Origin of the sequence: Caproiciproducens galactitolivorans (assembly GCF_026672255.1) — a bacterium.
In the GTDB taxonomy this organism is placed as follows: Bacteria; Bacillota; Clostridia; order Oscillospirales; family Acutalibacteraceae; genus Caproiciproducens; species Caproiciproducens galactitolivorans_A.
On the sequence record NZ_JAPOHA010000001.1, the window covers coordinates 281,199 to 295,575 of the forward strand.

Below are 14,377 nucleotides of genomic sequence, written 5' to 3' on the forward strand. Positions count from 1 at the left end.
ATTTTTATTAATATTCCGCTTTGATTTTATAAATTGATAGAAAAACTGAAATATATGTTGCAAAATATAGGGATATATGCTATCTTTAAAAAAGAAATGGTATGGAAAATACCAGTTCTTATATACATAACACTTTATTCCTTTTCCGGATGCCCTGCTGTCGGCACAGCACACCGAACCTGTGCCGGACAGTGATTCCTTTCAAGCAAAAGCGTTTATAGAGAAGGAGTGCTAGGAATGACAAATAGTGGAAAAGCAGAGATTCTTTTAAAATCCAATTGTATTTATACGGCTGCTTCCGCAAAACCGATGGCGGGTTTTGTGGCCATTGCAGACGGAAAAATTCTCGCCGTAGGCAGCGAAGGAGAACAGGATTATACATGCCCGAATACGTGGGTATATGAATTGGGGGACAAACTGGTTTGTCCGGGTTTTACAGATGTACACTGCTTTTTTACGGGTTACGTGCTGCGCTTTGTCGGCGCGGATCTTTCATCCGCCAATACAGCGGATGAAATGATTGAAACGATGAAACAGTATGCTTCCGGAAAGGCTTCGGACAAGGCTTTGCTGGGGCATGGCTGGGATTCGGAAAAAATCAAGAATCCGGACCCCGCGCTGCTGGACAGGGCTTTTGGCAGCCGCCCGGTTATTCTGTTCGAAAAAGGCCAGGAGACTTGCTGGATGAACACAGCGGCACAAACCGTGTATCGGTTTACGCCGGACACCTGTTACCCGGAAGCATACTGGCGGCTTTTGGGTGAAGTGCTGGGTGACCGGGACTTTATTGTTCCGGAGTTCAAAAAATATATGGCCATGATGAACAGCCGCGGCGTTACTTCCGTAAAAGAGATGGGCTTTGATAATTTCTACGGCTTTATGGATGTACTGGAAGATTTGGAGAAGAACAAGGAACTGACTTTGCGTGTCAACTTTATGAGCCAGCCGGTGGGAGCCGGAATGAATCTCGAGTATGGCCGCGAGATGCGGGACCGTTTTAAAGGCGATTATGTTCGTTTCTCCGGTTACAACCGGATGACGGACGGCTCCATCAGCCAGTTATGCGGTGATCTGAAAAAACCGTACTGCTGCGCTCCGGATACCTGCTGCGCACAGGAAATCGACTATGATCTGATCGAAAAAGAGACTTTGGCTGCGGATGCGGAGAATTTCCGTTTTTCCCTCCACGCGCAGGGAGATGCAGCGATCTGCAAAGTCCTCGATATTTACGAAAAATGCAAACGGGAAAACGGCAGGCTGGTAAACCGCCACAGCATTACCGATCTTGAGTTCAGCGATCCCGCGGATTTGGAACGAATGGGGAAACTGGGCGCAATTGCGGAAATTTATCCGCAGATTATGGCTATCGCGGACCGCAAGAGCAAGTTGGAAATGATCAACGAGAAAATCGGGATGGAACGCGGCCGTTACTACTGGAACCGGCGCAAAATGGCGGACAGCGGCGTTTTAATTTCCTGCGGCACGGATCTTCCCCTGTTAATCGATGACATTCCGGAATCCATTTATCATGCCTGCGGAGGGCAGTTCCCCGAGGGCGGTGAACCCTTTAATCAAGAAAACACCCTGACGGTTGAAGAAGTGATGCGCGCCTGGACGTATGGCGGTCAGTACAATCTCTACCGCGAAAAGGAACTGGGAACCCTTGAAGCGGGGAAAAAGGCGGACATTGCGGTATTGAACGGCAATGTCTTTACCGCGTCAATGCAGAATATGCGGGCGGTGAAAGTCTGCCTGACGTTAGTGGAAGGAAAGGTAGTATATACCTCCCTGTAAATCTCCCCATAACCTGCGATCCCCGAAAGAAAGGGCCTGAAATGCAATGGAACAATCCGCTGCATTTCAGGCCCTTCTTTATGCTGATGGTTTCAATTCTGCCCACGCGGTAGACCGGGCGATGGTTTCGATGCGGATGATGATCTTCAATCGGTCAAAGCCATTCTGTCTTCTGTCAACTCCGGGATAGCGCCGCATTAAAAATTTTTGACTTTAAAATTGAATTTGGCTACCCGTTTCTGGCAGAAATAAATTCCGGTTGCTTGACCATACTTCTATTTTTGTTCAGCAGGAATATATTATAGAAAGATACGCAATTATTGGCTGAATACCCTGCTTTTTGATGCGGAGAAGGAGCGGGATGAAGTTTTGGCGGAAACCAACCGTCTCGGGATTTGCACCCGCCCCGCGTGGACACTGATGAATAAGCTGCCAATGTTCCGGGACTGCCCGCGCATGGATTTGTCCACAGCGGAAAATCTGGAAAGGCGTATTCTGAACATTCCGGGCGGGGCGGGCTTTCTAAGCTGTTTGAGAGCAAAAGCGAGGGATAAGATATGAAGCGGAAAATCTGTGTGGTTACCGGTTCGCGCGCCGAATACGGCCAGCTCGACATCCTGATGAAGGGCATCCGGGAAGCGCCCGGATTTCAATTGCAGCTGGTTGTAACCGGGGTGCACCTTTCCCCGGAATTCGGGCTGACATACCGGGAGATTGAGGAAGACGGGTTTGTAATTGACAGCAAAGTGGAAATGCTGCTTTCCAGCGATACGCCCGTTGGAATTACGAAGTCCATCGGTTTGGGCATCATCGGTTTTGCGGACGCCTTTTCTCGCTTGCAGCCGGACATTCTGGTGCTTTTGGGGGACCGCTATGAAATTCTGGCGGCCGCGCAGGCGGCGCTGATTTTTAAAATTCCGGTTGCCCATATTGCCGGCGGCGACACGACGGAGGGGGCTTTTGACGAGGCCATCCGCCACAGTGTCACGAAAATGTCACATCTGCATTTTGTTACGAACAGTGAAGCCTACCAAAGAGTAAGACAGCTGGGGGAAGACCCCTGCCATATTTATAATGTCGGCAGTATGGGGATTGACTGCATTGTCCATACGCCGCGCATGAGCCGGGAGGAATTGGAGAACTCCTTATCCTTTTCGTTTCGGAAACGGAATCTGCTCATTACTTTTCATCCCGCAACGCTGGATACGGAGCCATCCGCGATTCAGTTTCAGGCGCTTTTACAGGCGCTCGATAGTTTTGGGGGCGACACCGGTCTTCTGTTTACAAAACCGAACGCGGACCCGGAGGGCCGTGAAATCATCCGCCTGATGAACGACTTTGCCGCAAAACATCCGAACGCCGCTGTTTTTCCTTCTTTGGGAAGCCGGCGCTATTTCAGCCTGATTGAACAGGTGGACGCGGTGGTCGGAAATTCTTCCAGCGGAATTTACGAAGTCCCCTCCTTTAAAAAACCGACGGTCAATATCGGCGACCGGCAAAAGGGCCGGATTTTTGCTTCGTCCGTGATAAACTGCCCCTGTAAAAAAACAGAGATTGCAAGGGCAATCCACAAGGCTTTTCTAACGGACTGCTCCCATGCGGTGAATCCGTACGGCGAAGGGAACACTTCCGCGAAAATTCTCAGCGTTTTGCAGACGATACCGAATTACGGGGCTTTATTAAAGAAGCACTTTTATAAAATGGGAGCGGGAGTTTGAAATGGGTGATTTCCGTATACTGCCGTTTTGTGAAAAAGAGCAGTGGAACGCGATTGTCCGTTCCTTTGCTCAATCGAAAAATTGATGCCTAAAGCTGATCAGGAAAAGAGTCTGGCAAAGCTGGACTTTACCCTTGAAGAAGCCTGGAATATGAAATTGATTCGGCGGTACCGGCGACGACGATTCCATTCGGGAAATGGAGTTTTTTATGAATCTTATCCTGTGTAGAAAACCCTATAACAACATCAGCCATTGCTGTTCTGTCTTAAATTTGGCTCTGGAAAGGGGGACACAATGAAACTTCTGATAACGATCTGCGGGAGGGCAGGTTCCAAGGGTGTGAGAAATAAAAATATTAAGTTGTTTTTGGGAAAACCGCTTCTCTGCTATACGATTGCGGCGGCCCGTCTGTTCCGGGAAAAGAGCCGCGCGGATGTGGATATCTGTGTAAACAGCGACAGCGGGCAAATTCTGAATCTTGCGGAAGAATATGATTTAGCCTGTATCAAAAGGCCGGAGGAACTGGCGCAGGATGATTCGCCGAAAGTTCCGGTCATTCGGTATTCCCTTCAGTATATGGAGGAAAAACTGGGGAAAAAGTACGATTTTATCATGGATTTGGATATTACCTCGCCGTTTCGAACGGTTACGGACATAGAAAACACAATCCATAAATTAACGGATCAGCCGGAAGCGGACGTCGTTTTTTCGGTTGTGCCGGCCAGAAGAAATCCGTATTTCAATATGGTGGAATATAAAGACGGAAAATTCCAAAAGGTTCTGGGCGGCGAGTATACCGCGCGGCAGCAGGCGCCCGCCGTATTTGATATGAATGCGTCGATTTACGGTTACCGGCGGAACAGCCTGCTTAACCGATTGAAGAATTCTCCCCTGGACGGTGTCTTCGACGTGATTTTTATGAAAGATACCGCGGTGCTGGATATCGATTCGGAGGAGGACTTCCGATTGCTGGAAGTATTGGCGCATTATTTCTTCAAAGGGGAATTTAAAGAACTGTACGATTATACCTGCAAGATGTAAGTTGTCACGAAAAGTGCCCCCATCGATATACTGTTAAAAGGAATCCAGGCATTGTAAGCGAAACCGGATTACCGGAATGGATGAGGCGCATGGACGAATGGAAAAAAGTATTGGTATTGCCGGAAACAAAAATTCAGAACGCCATTGAAATTATTGATCGGTGCTGTTTGCAGATTGCCATCGTCGTCGATTCGGACGGCCGCCTTTTAGGAACCGTTACCGATGAGGATATCTGCCGCGGAATTTTAAAGGGAATCCCGTTAAATGACCCGGTTGAACGGATTATGAATCCGCACCCGGTCACAATCCCCGCGATTACGGATAAAAAGAGTATCCTTCCGATTTTAAGGGCCAATAAGCTGCGCCACCTTCCCGTTGTGGATGATGCAGGGCATATAATTGGAATCGAAAGGCTTGATGACCTGATCGAAAGCCCCAAAAACGAAAACTGGGTGGTTGTCATGGCGGGGGGAATGGGGAAAAGACTGCGTCCTTTAACGAAAGACTGCCCGAAGCCGATGCTTCAGGTTGGGGATAAACCGGTTCTGGAAACGATTTTAAACCAGTTCATGAGTCAGGGCTTTTATAAATTCTGCTTTTGCGTTCATTATAAGTCGGAGAAGATACGGGATTATTTTCAGGACGGGTCAAAATGGGGAGCGGAAATCCATTATATTGATGAGGAAAAACCAATGGGTACGGTCGGTTCTTTAAGTTTATTTCCTTTTCAGACCGACAGGCCCATTCTTATTATAAACGGGGATATTTTAACGAAGGTAAGCTTTAACCAGCTCATTGATTTTCATTTCAGACATCAGGCGCTCGCTACGGTTGCGGTTGCAACCTATGATTATCAGGTTCCTTACGGCGTTGTGAAAGCCAATAAAGACCGTTTAATCGGCTTTGAGGAAAAGCCCGTTTACGCAAACTTTGTTAACGCGGGCGTTTACGTACTGAACCCGGAGATATTAAATCTTATTCCGAAAAACAGGTATTTTGATATGAACCGTCTTTTGAAAAATCTGCTTGCCGAAGAAAAGAAAATCTGTATTTTTCCCATCCGCGAATACTGGATCGATATTGGAAATATTGAGGATTTTCAGCAGGCACAGCACGATTACGGCGGTGTATTTTTGTAGTACTTCCGGGAATTCAGGAGGATTTGCAGATGAACAACCCTGCTTTGGAGCCCTCAGTGTTAAATGAAAAAGAGCAGCTCATCGAGCTGCTTCAAATTGTAGACGAGGGACACGTTGTTAGGTTCGTAATCAGCCGGTAATTGTAGTGGTAGAAGCGGGCGCAAAGTTTAAAGAAAAATCTGTAGGATTGTCGGCTGTAAGCTGTTTCGTTGTATGCAGAAGGTTTTCATATGTGACAAGTTGTTCCCGGAACGCTCTTTGCGCCTTGCTTTTCAGCTCCTGCCATAAAAGATTGGACGACCTCGGTACCTCCATGGTCGGTTCTTTCCAACGAATCAATTTTTAAATTCTGAAAGCCCGCGCCCGACCATCGTTTTACCTCCCCGCATGTTTTATTGTATGCGTCGGAATCTTCGCAGTGATAAAAAAATCCACCGGTGCAGCACCGGTGGATTGCATGTTCTTTTTCTGTTTTTATTTTCCGAGGTATTCCATGCCGAACGCATCTGCGGCCAGAAGGGCGTTGTAAAGTTGATCCGGGGTAACATCGCCAAGCATATTGTGAATGGATTCTCCCGGCGCGCAAGCTTTTTCCGCGGCAATCAGAACCCTTGTTTTATCCGTTACGCCGATTTGCTCCAGCGTGACGGGAAGCCCGACGGAAAGGCAGAAATCGATAACCTCTTCCATTTCTTCCATCGGAGCGTCTTCCAAAATCAGCTGGGCAAGGGTACCGAAGGCAACCAGTTCGCCATGCATCGTGCCTTCGCACTCCTCCAGCGCGGTAAAGCCGTTATATACCGAATGCGAGGTGGCAAGTCCGCCGTTATCCGCTCCAACACCGCTCAGGTAGGTGTTCGCCTCAATAATTGCCTCGACAGCGGGGGTGAGAACACCCTGTTTGGCCGCTTTCATTGCCTTATAACCGTCTTCCAGAAGGGTTTCGTAGCAAAGCTCGCACAGTGCCATGGCGGATTTGGTAATGCCGCCGTTTTCAAGGCTCGGTGAATTGGTCTTCAGGCACATTCTTGCCTCAAAGTAAGTTCCGAGGGCGTCGCCCATCCCTGCGACAAGGAAGCGAACCGGTGCTTTAACGATGATGGAAGAATCCACGATAACCGCATCCGGATTTTTTGGATAGAAAATATAATGGGAAAAAGTACCGTCGTCATGATAGATAACGGATAAGCCTGTGCAGGGTGCGTCTGTTGCGCAAACGGTCGGAATGATAACAACCGGAAGCTTTTCGTAAAAAGCCGCCGCTTTTGCAGTATCGATTGCGCTGCCGCCTCCGATCGCGCAAATAACCTCGATTTGATTGTCTCTTGCGATCTTCTGCATTTTTGCGATTTCGCTTGTGGAACTGATTCCGCCGAATACTTCAAATTGAATTTTTGCTTCTTTTCCGGCGAAGCTTTTTTCAATTTTCGGCTGTGCCGCTTTAATTCCGCTCTTACTGCAAATAAACAAAAAGGAATTTCCCAAGTCTTTCACGTGGTCATAAAGTTCCAACAGGGCGTCTTTTCCCTGTACATACTTGGAAGGGGCTCTCATAAGTTTCAGCATTTTTCATCTCTCCATGTTATTTATTTGTTTTTGTTTTAACAACAGTATAATCTAAAATTTAACAATCTTATTGCTTTCACGGGAATGATGATTATTGTTTGCCGAATTCTCAGAATTAATCGGAGCATCGTTCGCTTTTTACCCATCCTCGGATTGTACTGCGTTTAACGGCAAAGATAATTGCCAGAAGAACCAGCGTCGTCGTACCGCAGAAAACAAATCCGGAATCCCCGTCGAAGTTTTCCATCGCCGCGCCGGAAAGAAAATTTCCGATCGGAGTGGAACCCTGATTTAAGAAGGAATAAACACTCATCACCCGCCCGCGGTATTCGTTGGAAGAATGGATCTGGAAAATAGAGTTGGCGGTGTTGATAAACATCAGATTAAAGAAACTGATTGCGGAAATCAGAAGGGCGCTGATAAAATAACTCGCGGTCAGCGCGGTGGCAAGCTGTAAAACGCCGGTCAGAATACCGCTGTAAATCAGCAGGCTCTTTTTTACGCCGTTTTTGCTGATATAGGCCATTAAAATCGCGCCCATAAACGCGCCCAGTCCGGCCATGGACAGGAGCATCGTGTAGCCGTCCGCACCGCGTCCGAGAACCTTTTTCGCAAATACAGGAATAATTACGTCGTTATTCATTGCAAAGGTACAGACAACTGCCATGATCAGGACATTAATGATTAACGTTTCGCTCTTTTTAATATAGCGGATTCCGTCTCCAATGCTCGAGAGCATAGGCGTACCGACCCGCGCATGGTTTTCATTGACCCTTATCATAACGATTCCGGCAATTACCGGAATAAAGCTGACCGCGTTGATGAAAAAGCAAAAAACGGTGCCGAATTGCAGCATAACCAGACCGGAAACCGCCGGGCCGATAATACGCGCGAGATTCACGATGGTAGAGTTCAGGGAGATGGCGTTCGTCAGGTTTTCGGTACCGACCAGATCAATGAAAAACGACTGTCTGGCGGGCATATCCAAAGTCTGTGTAAGACCGAACACGGTGCTGAGTACGAGGATATGCCAGTATTGGATGAGTCCGGTATACGTCAGCGCCGTCATGATCACCGCCTGAAGCATAAATATCGCCTGTGTGAAGATCAGAATTTTCTTTTTTGAAAAACGGTCGACCAGCACTCCGGCAAAAAGAGAGAACAGGAGCATCGGCATGAACTGGCAGACTCCGACGATACCGATTAACAACGGTGATTTTGTAATGGTGTAGACCAGCCAGGTCTGCGCTGTTCGCTGCATCCAGGTTCCGGTCAGGGAAATACACTGACCGAACCAGAAGAGGCGAAAATTCCGATATTGAAGCGCACGGAAGGTCGTCTTGAAAAAGCCGGAAATCTTGTTTGTTGAAATGTGCATGGTCGTCCCTTCGTATGAATAAAAGATTGATTTTTTGGTTTTTTATATTATCTCACTTTCTGAAAAGCATTAATTACTGCTGGGAAATAAAACCGCCTTTGAAAGGAAGAAAAAGGGAACGAAATTGTCAATACCGATCGGAGGCATTGAATTTGCGGCGCTACTGAAGTACAATAGGTTTATACATAAAATATGTCAGGGGGAGTAAGTTATGAAGGTTTTAGCCATAAACGGAAGCCCGCATGAAAAAGGGTGTACATATACAGCCATCCGGTTGGTCGCGGATGAGTTGGAAAAGCAGGGAATAGAGACGGAGATTGTACAGCTCGGAAATCAGCCGATTCGCGGCTGTACCGGCTGCCGCGGATGCAAAGACAGCAAGCATTGCGTATTTGACGATATTGTAAATGAATGCATTGAGAAGTCGAAGGATGCGGACGGGATTCTTTTGGGAAGCCCGGTTTATTATGCCGGCATTGCCGGCAGCATGAAATGCTTTTTGGACCGCTTCTTTTACGCGGGGCCGTATCTTCACTACAAAGTAGGCGCCGCCGTTGTTTCGGCAAGGCGCGCCGGAACCGTTGAGACCTTTCAGCAACTGAATAATTATTTTAACCTCAGGGATATCGTCATTACTCCTTCCCATTACTGGAACGAAGTCCATGGTTCCAGCGCCGAGGACGTAATAAAGGATGAGGAAGGCGTTCAGATTATGCGTACGCTGGGCAGGAACATGGCCTGGCTTTTAAAAGCGATTGACGGCAGCAAAAATACAGTTCCGCTGCCGGAGCAGGAAGCGGCTGTCCGTACAAATTTCATCCGTTAAATCAGATCAAAAAAATCATCGTATGCCAACCGGCTGACGATGATTTTTTTGATTAAGCAGAAGAAAAAGCTTGAAACCGTTTTTAAGATATCTTAAAATGCTTGCTTAAACGTGAAATACCCTGGAGATAATAAAAAGCAGAGGAGTGATTTTTATGAAAAAAAGAATTGCCGGGTTAAGCATTATTCTGGCTTTCATCCTGCTTTCCTTTTCAGGATGCCAGTTTTATAAGGGAACGCCGGGCGGGAACAGCAGTAAGGTTGAACTGAACAGCGAGGCGTTCCGCATACCGTCCAGCGGGATATCCAGTGGAATAACCAGATAATAAAAATCCGGCAGGTCTATTGGACTGCCGGATTTATGAATTTCTTTCTCCATATCCACCGTATGAACTTTCTGGTTCCGATTTCATATATTTTGCTGTCCTCACAAGTAAGCGAGGTTAATTCCTGAAAATCCGTTTGCGTTATAACGTCTTCTTGTTTAATATCAGGGTTATCTTCCGGTATTTTGTAAAAACCGTTTACCCATAGAATCCCTCCCGGCTTTATATGCTGTGCGACGATCGGGTAAAAATGCGGCTCTAATCGATAGTGATTGATAACGACGAAATCAAACTCGCCGAAATCCGCAAAGGACTCTTTTTTACATAGGCTTTTTTGCAGGACAGTTATGTCCAAATCCATTTTTGAAGCGAAATGCTTTACTTTTGCGGCGGCGATGCTGCTGAAATCCACAGCGGTTACTTTGAAGCCCTGCGACGCTAAGTATACGGCGTTCCGCCCATCACCGCAAGCCAGGTCCAAGGCTGTCCCGCTTTGTGGTAAGCAGGGCATGTCCTCTACCAGACAGCTTTCCGGCTGCATCAGTTCCGGGCCTCTTGCTTCGAATTTTTTATTCCAATAAGATTGGTTTCCCATATACATCGTAATTCCCTCTCGCTGTTAAAATGCGGGTGTGTAGGGCGCGGCCGCGTGTAGAAATGCTTAGATTCTTGCGGCAAGTTCAAGCGCAATATAAAAATTACGAAGCTGGTGGCCGATTTCTTCATCGCTTCCAAGAATTCTTCTCTCCCAGTCGGGGGAATCAAGCAAATCTCCGCTTATCAAAAAATTGTAAAATTCCAGTTTTCTGAAATCGCATACGGCCTGAACGCCCGCGCATTCCATTTCAACAGCAATACAGCCTTCCTTTTTTCTCTTTTCCATATTGCCTCTTGTTTCCCGATAAATGCCGTCGGTGGTCCATGTTTTCCCCATAACGTAAGGTAAACCGAGTTCATCCAATATTCCGGCGGTTTTCTCTGCATTCCGAATCACAATATAATCCTGCGCTTTGGCGTAGTGATACGAGAATCCCTCGTCACGGTATGCCTGAGTGGGAACGATCAATTTACCGGCAGTTATCTCTTTGTTTAAGGTTCCACAGGAACCAAACATGATGTATTTTGTCGCACCGGTTAGACAATGGGCCTCTTCAATACAGGTACCGGCTCCGGCTGAAGTGATCATCGTCATATAAAATGCAATCTCCATCCCTTTATAGGGAAATCGGTAAATAGGAATGCCGCCGTTTGCCGAGCCGATTTCTGCAATCTGTTCGCATTTGAATTTTCCAAGGATATTTTCTACGACAACATTTGAAAAAGTTACAATGCAAGTATCACAAATTTTATCTCTTTTTCCGTAGAAATTAACCGGGTTGATAACGGCTCCCGTTTTGTCGTCAAAAGTTTCTGTTAACATTTCATACCTCCTGATTCCGTATATGGTTAATCTTTAGTCCAGGGTCCTATACTTCCAATCATTGTATGAATATTTATCGTTCGTAATTTCTTCATATCTGTCACAGACATATAGAAGATTCCTGCTTCGTTTTCTTCGCTCATCACCGTTTTCCGTTGCGCAAAAGATATCTTCTGCCATTTTGGGCTCAAAATCTGATATGCAAAAGATTTCATCATCAAAGTCTCCAACAGGACAGAAGTTGCCGTGGATGCAAGATTGACAACAAATAATCTTTACGTTCTTTGGAAGTTTGTTTTGCAAGTCAATAATCGCACTTTCAGTAGATTCCAACGATTCGGCAGCGCAAAGCTCATCGCCTATTATTACTGATATTCGAGTATAGACGGAGTCATCGGGATAACGTGGCCGGAAAAATTTCAGATGATCGGTTTTCAAAAATGGCCAAACAATATGAAGATGAACAGAGCGGATTAGCAGGACGTATAAAAATGCTCAGGACCGAGCTTGACAAGGAAAGCCGTCGGACGGTAGGCACGGATATGTTTATGGCTACTGTACGTAAATATACCAGAGCCAGAAAGCTTACGCCGCGAATGCTGAATGAGCTGATCGATCACATTGAAGTCCATCAGGCCGAAAAGGTGAACGGCGTATACGTACAGAAGCTGACTATTCACTATAATTGTATTGGCTCCATTGAAATACCCGATGTTTCATCCCTGCCGGAACCGGATGTTCTTATACAAACGAGAAAAGGAGTAGCCGTAAGCTACTCCCAAGCGCAGATGGCAGGATAAGCATATAAAAAAGCGAGTGTTCTTACAGCACTTTCAAATGCTATAAGAACACTCGACATGGTGCCGGTGGCCGGACTTGAACCGGCACGGTATTGCTACCAATGGATTTTGAGTCCATCACGTCTGCCAATTCCATCACACCGGCGTGAGCAACAAGTGATATTATATAATAAATCGGCGGAAAAAGCAATATGAACTTTCAATTAATTAAGAAAAAACAGACGGAACCCCGGAATGGGCATTCCGTCTGTTTTGTAACCTTATAAATTCGAGTCGAACAGGGTAATGCAGTGCCTTGGGCAGACGTCAACGCATTCGCCGCATCCCGTGCACTTTTGCGGATCGACTTCGGCAATGAAGTTTTTCACATGAATTGCATCATGGGTACATGTTTTTTCGCACTTCATACAGCCGATGCATCCGATTTTACAGACTTTGTTCGTCTGGGCGCCTTTATCGCAGTTTGTGCAGCGGACGACCGCCTGCTTTTTTGCGGGGATAAAAGAAATCAGGTGCTTCGGGCAGGCCTTTATACACATAGAACAGGCTTTGCAGCGCGTCGGTTCGATTCTGGCCACGCCGTTGCAGACGCTGACGGCGTTATACTGACACGCCCTTACACAGTCGCCTAAACCGATGCATCCGTATTGGCAGCTTGCGGGCCCTCCGGCGACCGCTGCCGCACCCGCGCAGGTTTCGATTCCTTCGTATTCCGCCTTATTGCTGGTATTGTCGTAGCTGCCGAGGCAATGAACCGTTGCGACTTTAACTTCCATCTCGCCGGAATCACAGCCAAGGTATGCCGAGATACTTTTTGCAACAGCGGCGCCGCCTACCGGGCACAGCCCCGGCTTGGATTCACCGGTTGCCAATGCTTTCGCGTAGCCGTCGCAGCCGGAAAAACCACAGGCTCCGCAGTTTGCGCCGGGAAGCAATTCGCGTATCGTTTCCGCCTTTTCATCCTTTGGCACAGCCATTACAATGGAGGCAAACGCCAGAATCAGGCCGCACAGCAGTCCGATTCCCGCAACGATCAGGATTGGAATCAGTATTTCATTCATCATTCAGCATCTCCTAACCCAGCATCTTGTCGACAATTCCCTGGAAGCCAAGGAACGATACGGCTGTCAGCGAAGCGGCGACCAGAGTAATCGGCAAACCCTGCAGGCATTTGGGAACATCGTTATTTTCGATCCGTTCCCGTACGCCGGCAAACAGCACCATGGCAACCAAAAAGCCGATGCCGGAGCCGAATGCGTTTACCAGTGACTGAATAAACCCGAAGCTGGGGTCGGCCTGACCTTTTTCAATCACCAGCATTGTTACGCCGAGTACGGCGCAGTTCGTGGTGATCAGGGGCAGATAAATGCCGAGCGCATTATAAAGAGCAGGGATATATTTTTTCAGTACGGTTTCAATAAACTGAACGAGCGCCGCGATAATCAGAATAAACACGATGGTTTGCAGGTAAGCGAGGTTCAACGGCACCAGAACATAGGTATAGATCGGCCAGGTCGCCGCGGTGGAAATTACCATAACAACGGTAACGGCGATACTCATACCGGTTGCGGTGTCCAGTTTTTTGGAAACGCCGAGAAACGGGCAGATGCCAAGAAATTTATTCAGTATGTAGTTTTCGGTTAAAATAGCGGCTAAAAAGATAGCGAGTAAACTTTTCATCATTTCTTAGCACACTCCTTTTCTCTTTCCGCCAATTTGGAGCAGCTTGCACAAAGCGGGCAGCTTTGGCAGCCAAGTTCCGCCGGCGCTTCCCCTTTACCGGCCGCAAGCTTATTTGCAAGGGCAATCAGCATGCCGAATACGAAGAATCCGCCCGGAGGGAGCAGGAAGATAATAATCGGGGAAATGAATCCCTCCGTAATCGGAAAGCCGAAAACGGTTCCCGCGCCGAGAAGCTCACGGATAATGCCCATGACCAGCAGGGTTGCGGTAAATCCGACGCCCATGCCGAGGCCATCGAGAATGGACGGGAGCACCTTGTTTTTATTCGCGAACATTTCCGCCCTGCCCAGAATGATACAGTTTACGACGATCAGGGGGAGGTAAATGCCGAGCGCCGCTTTCAGGCTCGGCGAATAGGCTTCTATCAGCATCTGAACGATGGTAACGAACCCGGCGATCAGCGTGATGTAACAGGGGATTCGTACCTTGTCGGGGATTACCTTGCGAAGAAGGGAAATGACGGCGTTGGAGCAAACCAGCACGAATGTTGTTGCAAGGCCCATGCCGATTGCGTTGCTTGCGGAGGTACTCAGCGCCAGCGTTGCGCAGGTACCAAGCACAAGGCGCAGCACCGGGTTTTCTTTAATGATGCCTTTGCTGAATTCCTGCCATGGAGTTTTCGCCATT

16 protein-coding genes and 1 tRNA gene are annotated in these 14,377 nt (G+C 47.5%); 8 read left to right on the plus strand and 9 right to left on the minus strand.

Annotated elements, in window-relative coordinates; all coding sequences use genetic code 11:
- The first annotated feature begins 237 nt into the window (after positions 1 to 237).
- The 5 genes from OUY18_RS01310 (at position 238) to OUY18_RS01330 (ending at position 5,692) form a co-directional block, all read left to right on the plus strand.
- On the plus strand, positions 238 to 1,794 hold the full coding sequence (locus tag OUY18_RS01310; RefSeq protein ID WP_268056899.1) for an amidohydrolase: 1,557 nt from the start codon (positions 238 to 240) through the stop codon (positions 1,792 to 1,794).
- Positions 1,795 to 2,163: 369 nt separating this feature from the next.
- Positions 2,164 to 2,355, plus strand: coding sequence for a hypothetical protein (locus tag OUY18_RS01315; protein ID WP_268056900.1), 192 nt, complete (start codon positions 2,164 to 2,166; stop codon positions 2,353 to 2,355).
- A complete protein-coding gene (neuC, locus tag OUY18_RS01320) occupies positions 2,352 to 3,512 on the plus strand; it encodes a UDP-N-acetylglucosamine 2-epimerase (protein ID WP_268056901.1) in 1,161 nt (386 codons plus the stop codon). The genes OUY18_RS01315 and neuC overlap by 4 nt, the downstream gene beginning before the upstream one ends.
- Positions 3,513 to 3,806: 294 nt before the next feature.
- Positions 3,807 to 4,553, plus strand: a complete 747-nt coding sequence (locus tag OUY18_RS01325; protein ID WP_268056902.1) for a cytidylyltransferase domain-containing protein — start codon at positions 3,807 to 3,809, stop codon at positions 4,551 to 4,553.
- A gap of 89 nt (positions 4,554 to 4,642) precedes the next feature.
- Positions 4,643 to 5,692 carry a nucleotidyltransferase family protein gene (locus tag OUY18_RS01330; protein WP_268056903.1) on the plus strand — a complete coding sequence of 350 codons (1,050 nt, stop codon included), beginning with the start codon at positions 4,643 to 4,645 and terminating at the stop codon, positions 5,690 to 5,692.
- A 129-nt stretch (positions 5,693 to 5,821) separates the two neighbouring features.
- Here the strand turns inward: OUY18_RS01330 and OUY18_RS01335 are convergent, their stop codons facing one another.
- The 3 genes from OUY18_RS01335 to OUY18_RS01345 all read right to left on the minus strand — a co-directional run bounded on the left by OUY18_RS01335 (position 5,822) and on the right by OUY18_RS01345 (position 8,636).
- Positions 5,822 to 6,031: a hypothetical protein gene (locus tag OUY18_RS01335; RefSeq protein WP_268056904.1), complete on the minus strand. Its 210-nt coding sequence runs from the start codon at positions 6,029 to 6,031 to the stop codon at positions 5,822 to 5,824.
- Positions 6,032 to 6,166: 135 nt separating this feature from the next.
- The gene (locus OUY18_RS01340; RefSeq protein ID WP_268056905.1) at positions 6,167 to 7,258 is read right to left on the minus strand and encodes a glycerol dehydrogenase; all 1,092 of its coding nucleotides are present in this window, start codon (positions 7,256 to 7,258) and stop codon (positions 6,167 to 6,169) included.
- A 115-nt stretch (positions 7,259 to 7,373) separates the two neighbouring features.
- The gene (locus OUY18_RS01345; protein WP_268056906.1) at positions 7,374 to 8,636 is read right to left on the minus strand and encodes an MFS transporter; all 1,263 of its coding nucleotides are present in this window, start codon (positions 8,634 to 8,636) and stop codon (positions 7,374 to 7,376) included.
- 211 nt (positions 8,637 to 8,847) lie between these two features.
- On the opposite strand from OUY18_RS01345, the gene OUY18_RS01350 reads away from it, so the two are divergent.
- Together OUY18_RS01350 and OUY18_RS01355 are read left to right on the plus strand one after the other, a co-directional pair.
- Positions 8,848 to 9,462 carry a flavodoxin family protein gene (locus OUY18_RS01350; protein WP_268056907.1) on the plus strand — a complete coding sequence of 205 codons (615 nt, stop codon included), beginning with the start codon at positions 8,848 to 8,850 and terminating at the stop codon, positions 9,460 to 9,462.
- 154 nt (positions 9,463 to 9,616) lie between these two features.
- Positions 9,617 to 9,787, plus strand: a complete 171-nt coding sequence (locus OUY18_RS01355; protein WP_268056908.1) for a hypothetical protein — start codon at positions 9,617 to 9,619, stop codon at positions 9,785 to 9,787.
- Positions 9,788 to 9,803: 16 nt separating this feature from the next.
- On the opposite strand, the gene OUY18_RS01360 is transcribed toward OUY18_RS01355, so the two are convergent.
- Together OUY18_RS01360 and OUY18_RS01365 are read right to left on the minus strand one after the other, a co-directional pair.
- Positions 9,804 to 10,388 (minus strand): class I SAM-dependent methyltransferase, encoded by a 585-nt coding sequence (locus tag OUY18_RS01360; RefSeq protein ID WP_268056909.1) that lies wholly within the window; start codon positions 10,386 to 10,388, stop codon positions 9,804 to 9,806.
- A 60-nt stretch (positions 10,389 to 10,448) separates the two neighbouring features.
- Positions 10,449 to 11,207: a nucleoside phosphorylase gene (locus OUY18_RS01365; protein ID WP_268056910.1), complete on the minus strand. Its 759-nt coding sequence runs from the start codon at positions 11,205 to 11,207 to the stop codon at positions 10,449 to 10,451.
- Between the two features lie 491 nt (positions 11,208 to 11,698).
- On the opposite strand from OUY18_RS01365, the gene OUY18_RS01370 reads away from it, so the two are divergent.
- Positions 11,699 to 12,007, plus strand: a complete 309-nt coding sequence (locus OUY18_RS01370; protein ID WP_268056911.1) for a DUF4368 domain-containing protein — start codon at positions 11,699 to 11,701, stop codon at positions 12,005 to 12,007.
- 58 nt (positions 12,008 to 12,065) lie between these two features.
- On the opposite strand, the gene OUY18_RS01375 is transcribed toward OUY18_RS01370, so the two are convergent.
- The 4 genes from OUY18_RS01375 to OUY18_RS01390 form a co-directional block, all read right to left on the minus strand.
- Positions 12,066 to 12,152: transfer RNA gene (locus tag OUY18_RS01375), tRNA-Leu, on the minus strand.
- 115 nt (positions 12,153 to 12,267) lie between these two features.
- Entirely contained in the window at positions 12,268 to 13,071 is an 804-nt protein-coding gene (locus OUY18_RS01380; protein ID WP_268056912.1) for an RnfABCDGE type electron transport complex subunit B, read from the minus strand.
- Between the two features lie 10 nt (positions 13,072 to 13,081).
- Complete coding sequence (locus tag OUY18_RS01385; protein WP_268056913.1) at positions 13,082 to 13,690, minus strand: electron transport complex protein RnfA; 609 nt, start codon at positions 13,688 to 13,690, stop codon at positions 13,082 to 13,084.
- Entirely contained in the window at positions 13,687 to 14,376 is a 690-nt protein-coding gene (locus OUY18_RS01390) for an RnfABCDGE type electron transport complex subunit E (RefSeq protein WP_268056914.1), read from the minus strand. The genes OUY18_RS01385 and OUY18_RS01390 overlap by 4 nt, the downstream gene beginning before the upstream one ends.
- Between the last annotated feature and the right edge of the window lies 1 nt (position 14,377).

Excerpts from the sequence above, each read along its gene's own strand:
- OUY18_RS01310 (WP_268056899.1), top strand. The coding sequence starts at position 238 with ATGACAAATAGTGGAAAAGCAGAGATTCTTTTAAAATCCAATTGTATT.
- neuC (WP_268056901.1), top strand. The coding sequence starts at position 2,352 with ATGAAGCGGAAAATCTGTGTGGTTACCGGTTCGCGCGCCGAATACGGC.
- OUY18_RS01325 (WP_268056902.1), top strand. The coding sequence starts at position 3,807 with ATGAAACTTCTGATAACGATCTGCGGGAGGGCAGGTTCCAAGGGTGTG.
- OUY18_RS01330 (WP_268056903.1), top strand. The coding sequence starts at position 4,643 with ATGGACGAATGGAAAAAAGTATTGGTATTGCCGGAAACAAAAATTCAG.
- OUY18_RS01340 (WP_268056905.1), bottom strand. The coding sequence starts at position 7,258 with ATGCTGAAACTTATGAGAGCCCCTTCCAAGTATGTACAGGGAAAAGAC.
- OUY18_RS01345 (WP_268056906.1), bottom strand. The coding sequence starts at position 8,636 with ATGCACATTTCAACAAACAAGATTTCCGGCTTTTTCAAGACGACCTTC.
- OUY18_RS01350 (WP_268056907.1), top strand. The coding sequence starts at position 8,848 with ATGAAGGTTTTAGCCATAAACGGAAGCCCGCATGAAAAAGGGTGTACA.
- OUY18_RS01355 (WP_268056908.1), top strand. The coding sequence starts at position 9,617 with ATGAAAAAAAGAATTGCCGGGTTAAGCATTATTCTGGCTTTCATCCTG.
- OUY18_RS01360 (WP_268056909.1), bottom strand. The coding sequence starts at position 10,388 with ATGTATATGGGAAACCAATCTTATTGGAATAAAAAATTCGAAGCAAGA.
- OUY18_RS01365 (WP_268056910.1), bottom strand. The coding sequence starts at position 11,207 with ATGTTAACAGAAACTTTTGACGACAAAACGGGAGCCGTTATCAACCCG.
- OUY18_RS01370 (WP_268056911.1), top strand. The coding sequence starts at position 11,699 with ATGCTCAGGACCGAGCTTGACAAGGAAAGCCGTCGGACGGTAGGCACG.
- OUY18_RS01380 (WP_268056912.1), bottom strand. The coding sequence starts at position 13,071 with ATGATGAATGAAATACTGATTCCAATCCTGATCGTTGCGGGAATCGGA.
- OUY18_RS01385 (WP_268056913.1), bottom strand. The coding sequence starts at position 13,690 with ATGATGAAAAGTTTACTCGCTATCTTTTTAGCCGCTATTTTAACCGAA.
- OUY18_RS01390 (WP_268056914.1), bottom strand. The coding sequence starts at position 14,376 with ATGGCGAAAACTCCATGGCAGGAATTCAGCAAAGGCATCATTAAAGAA.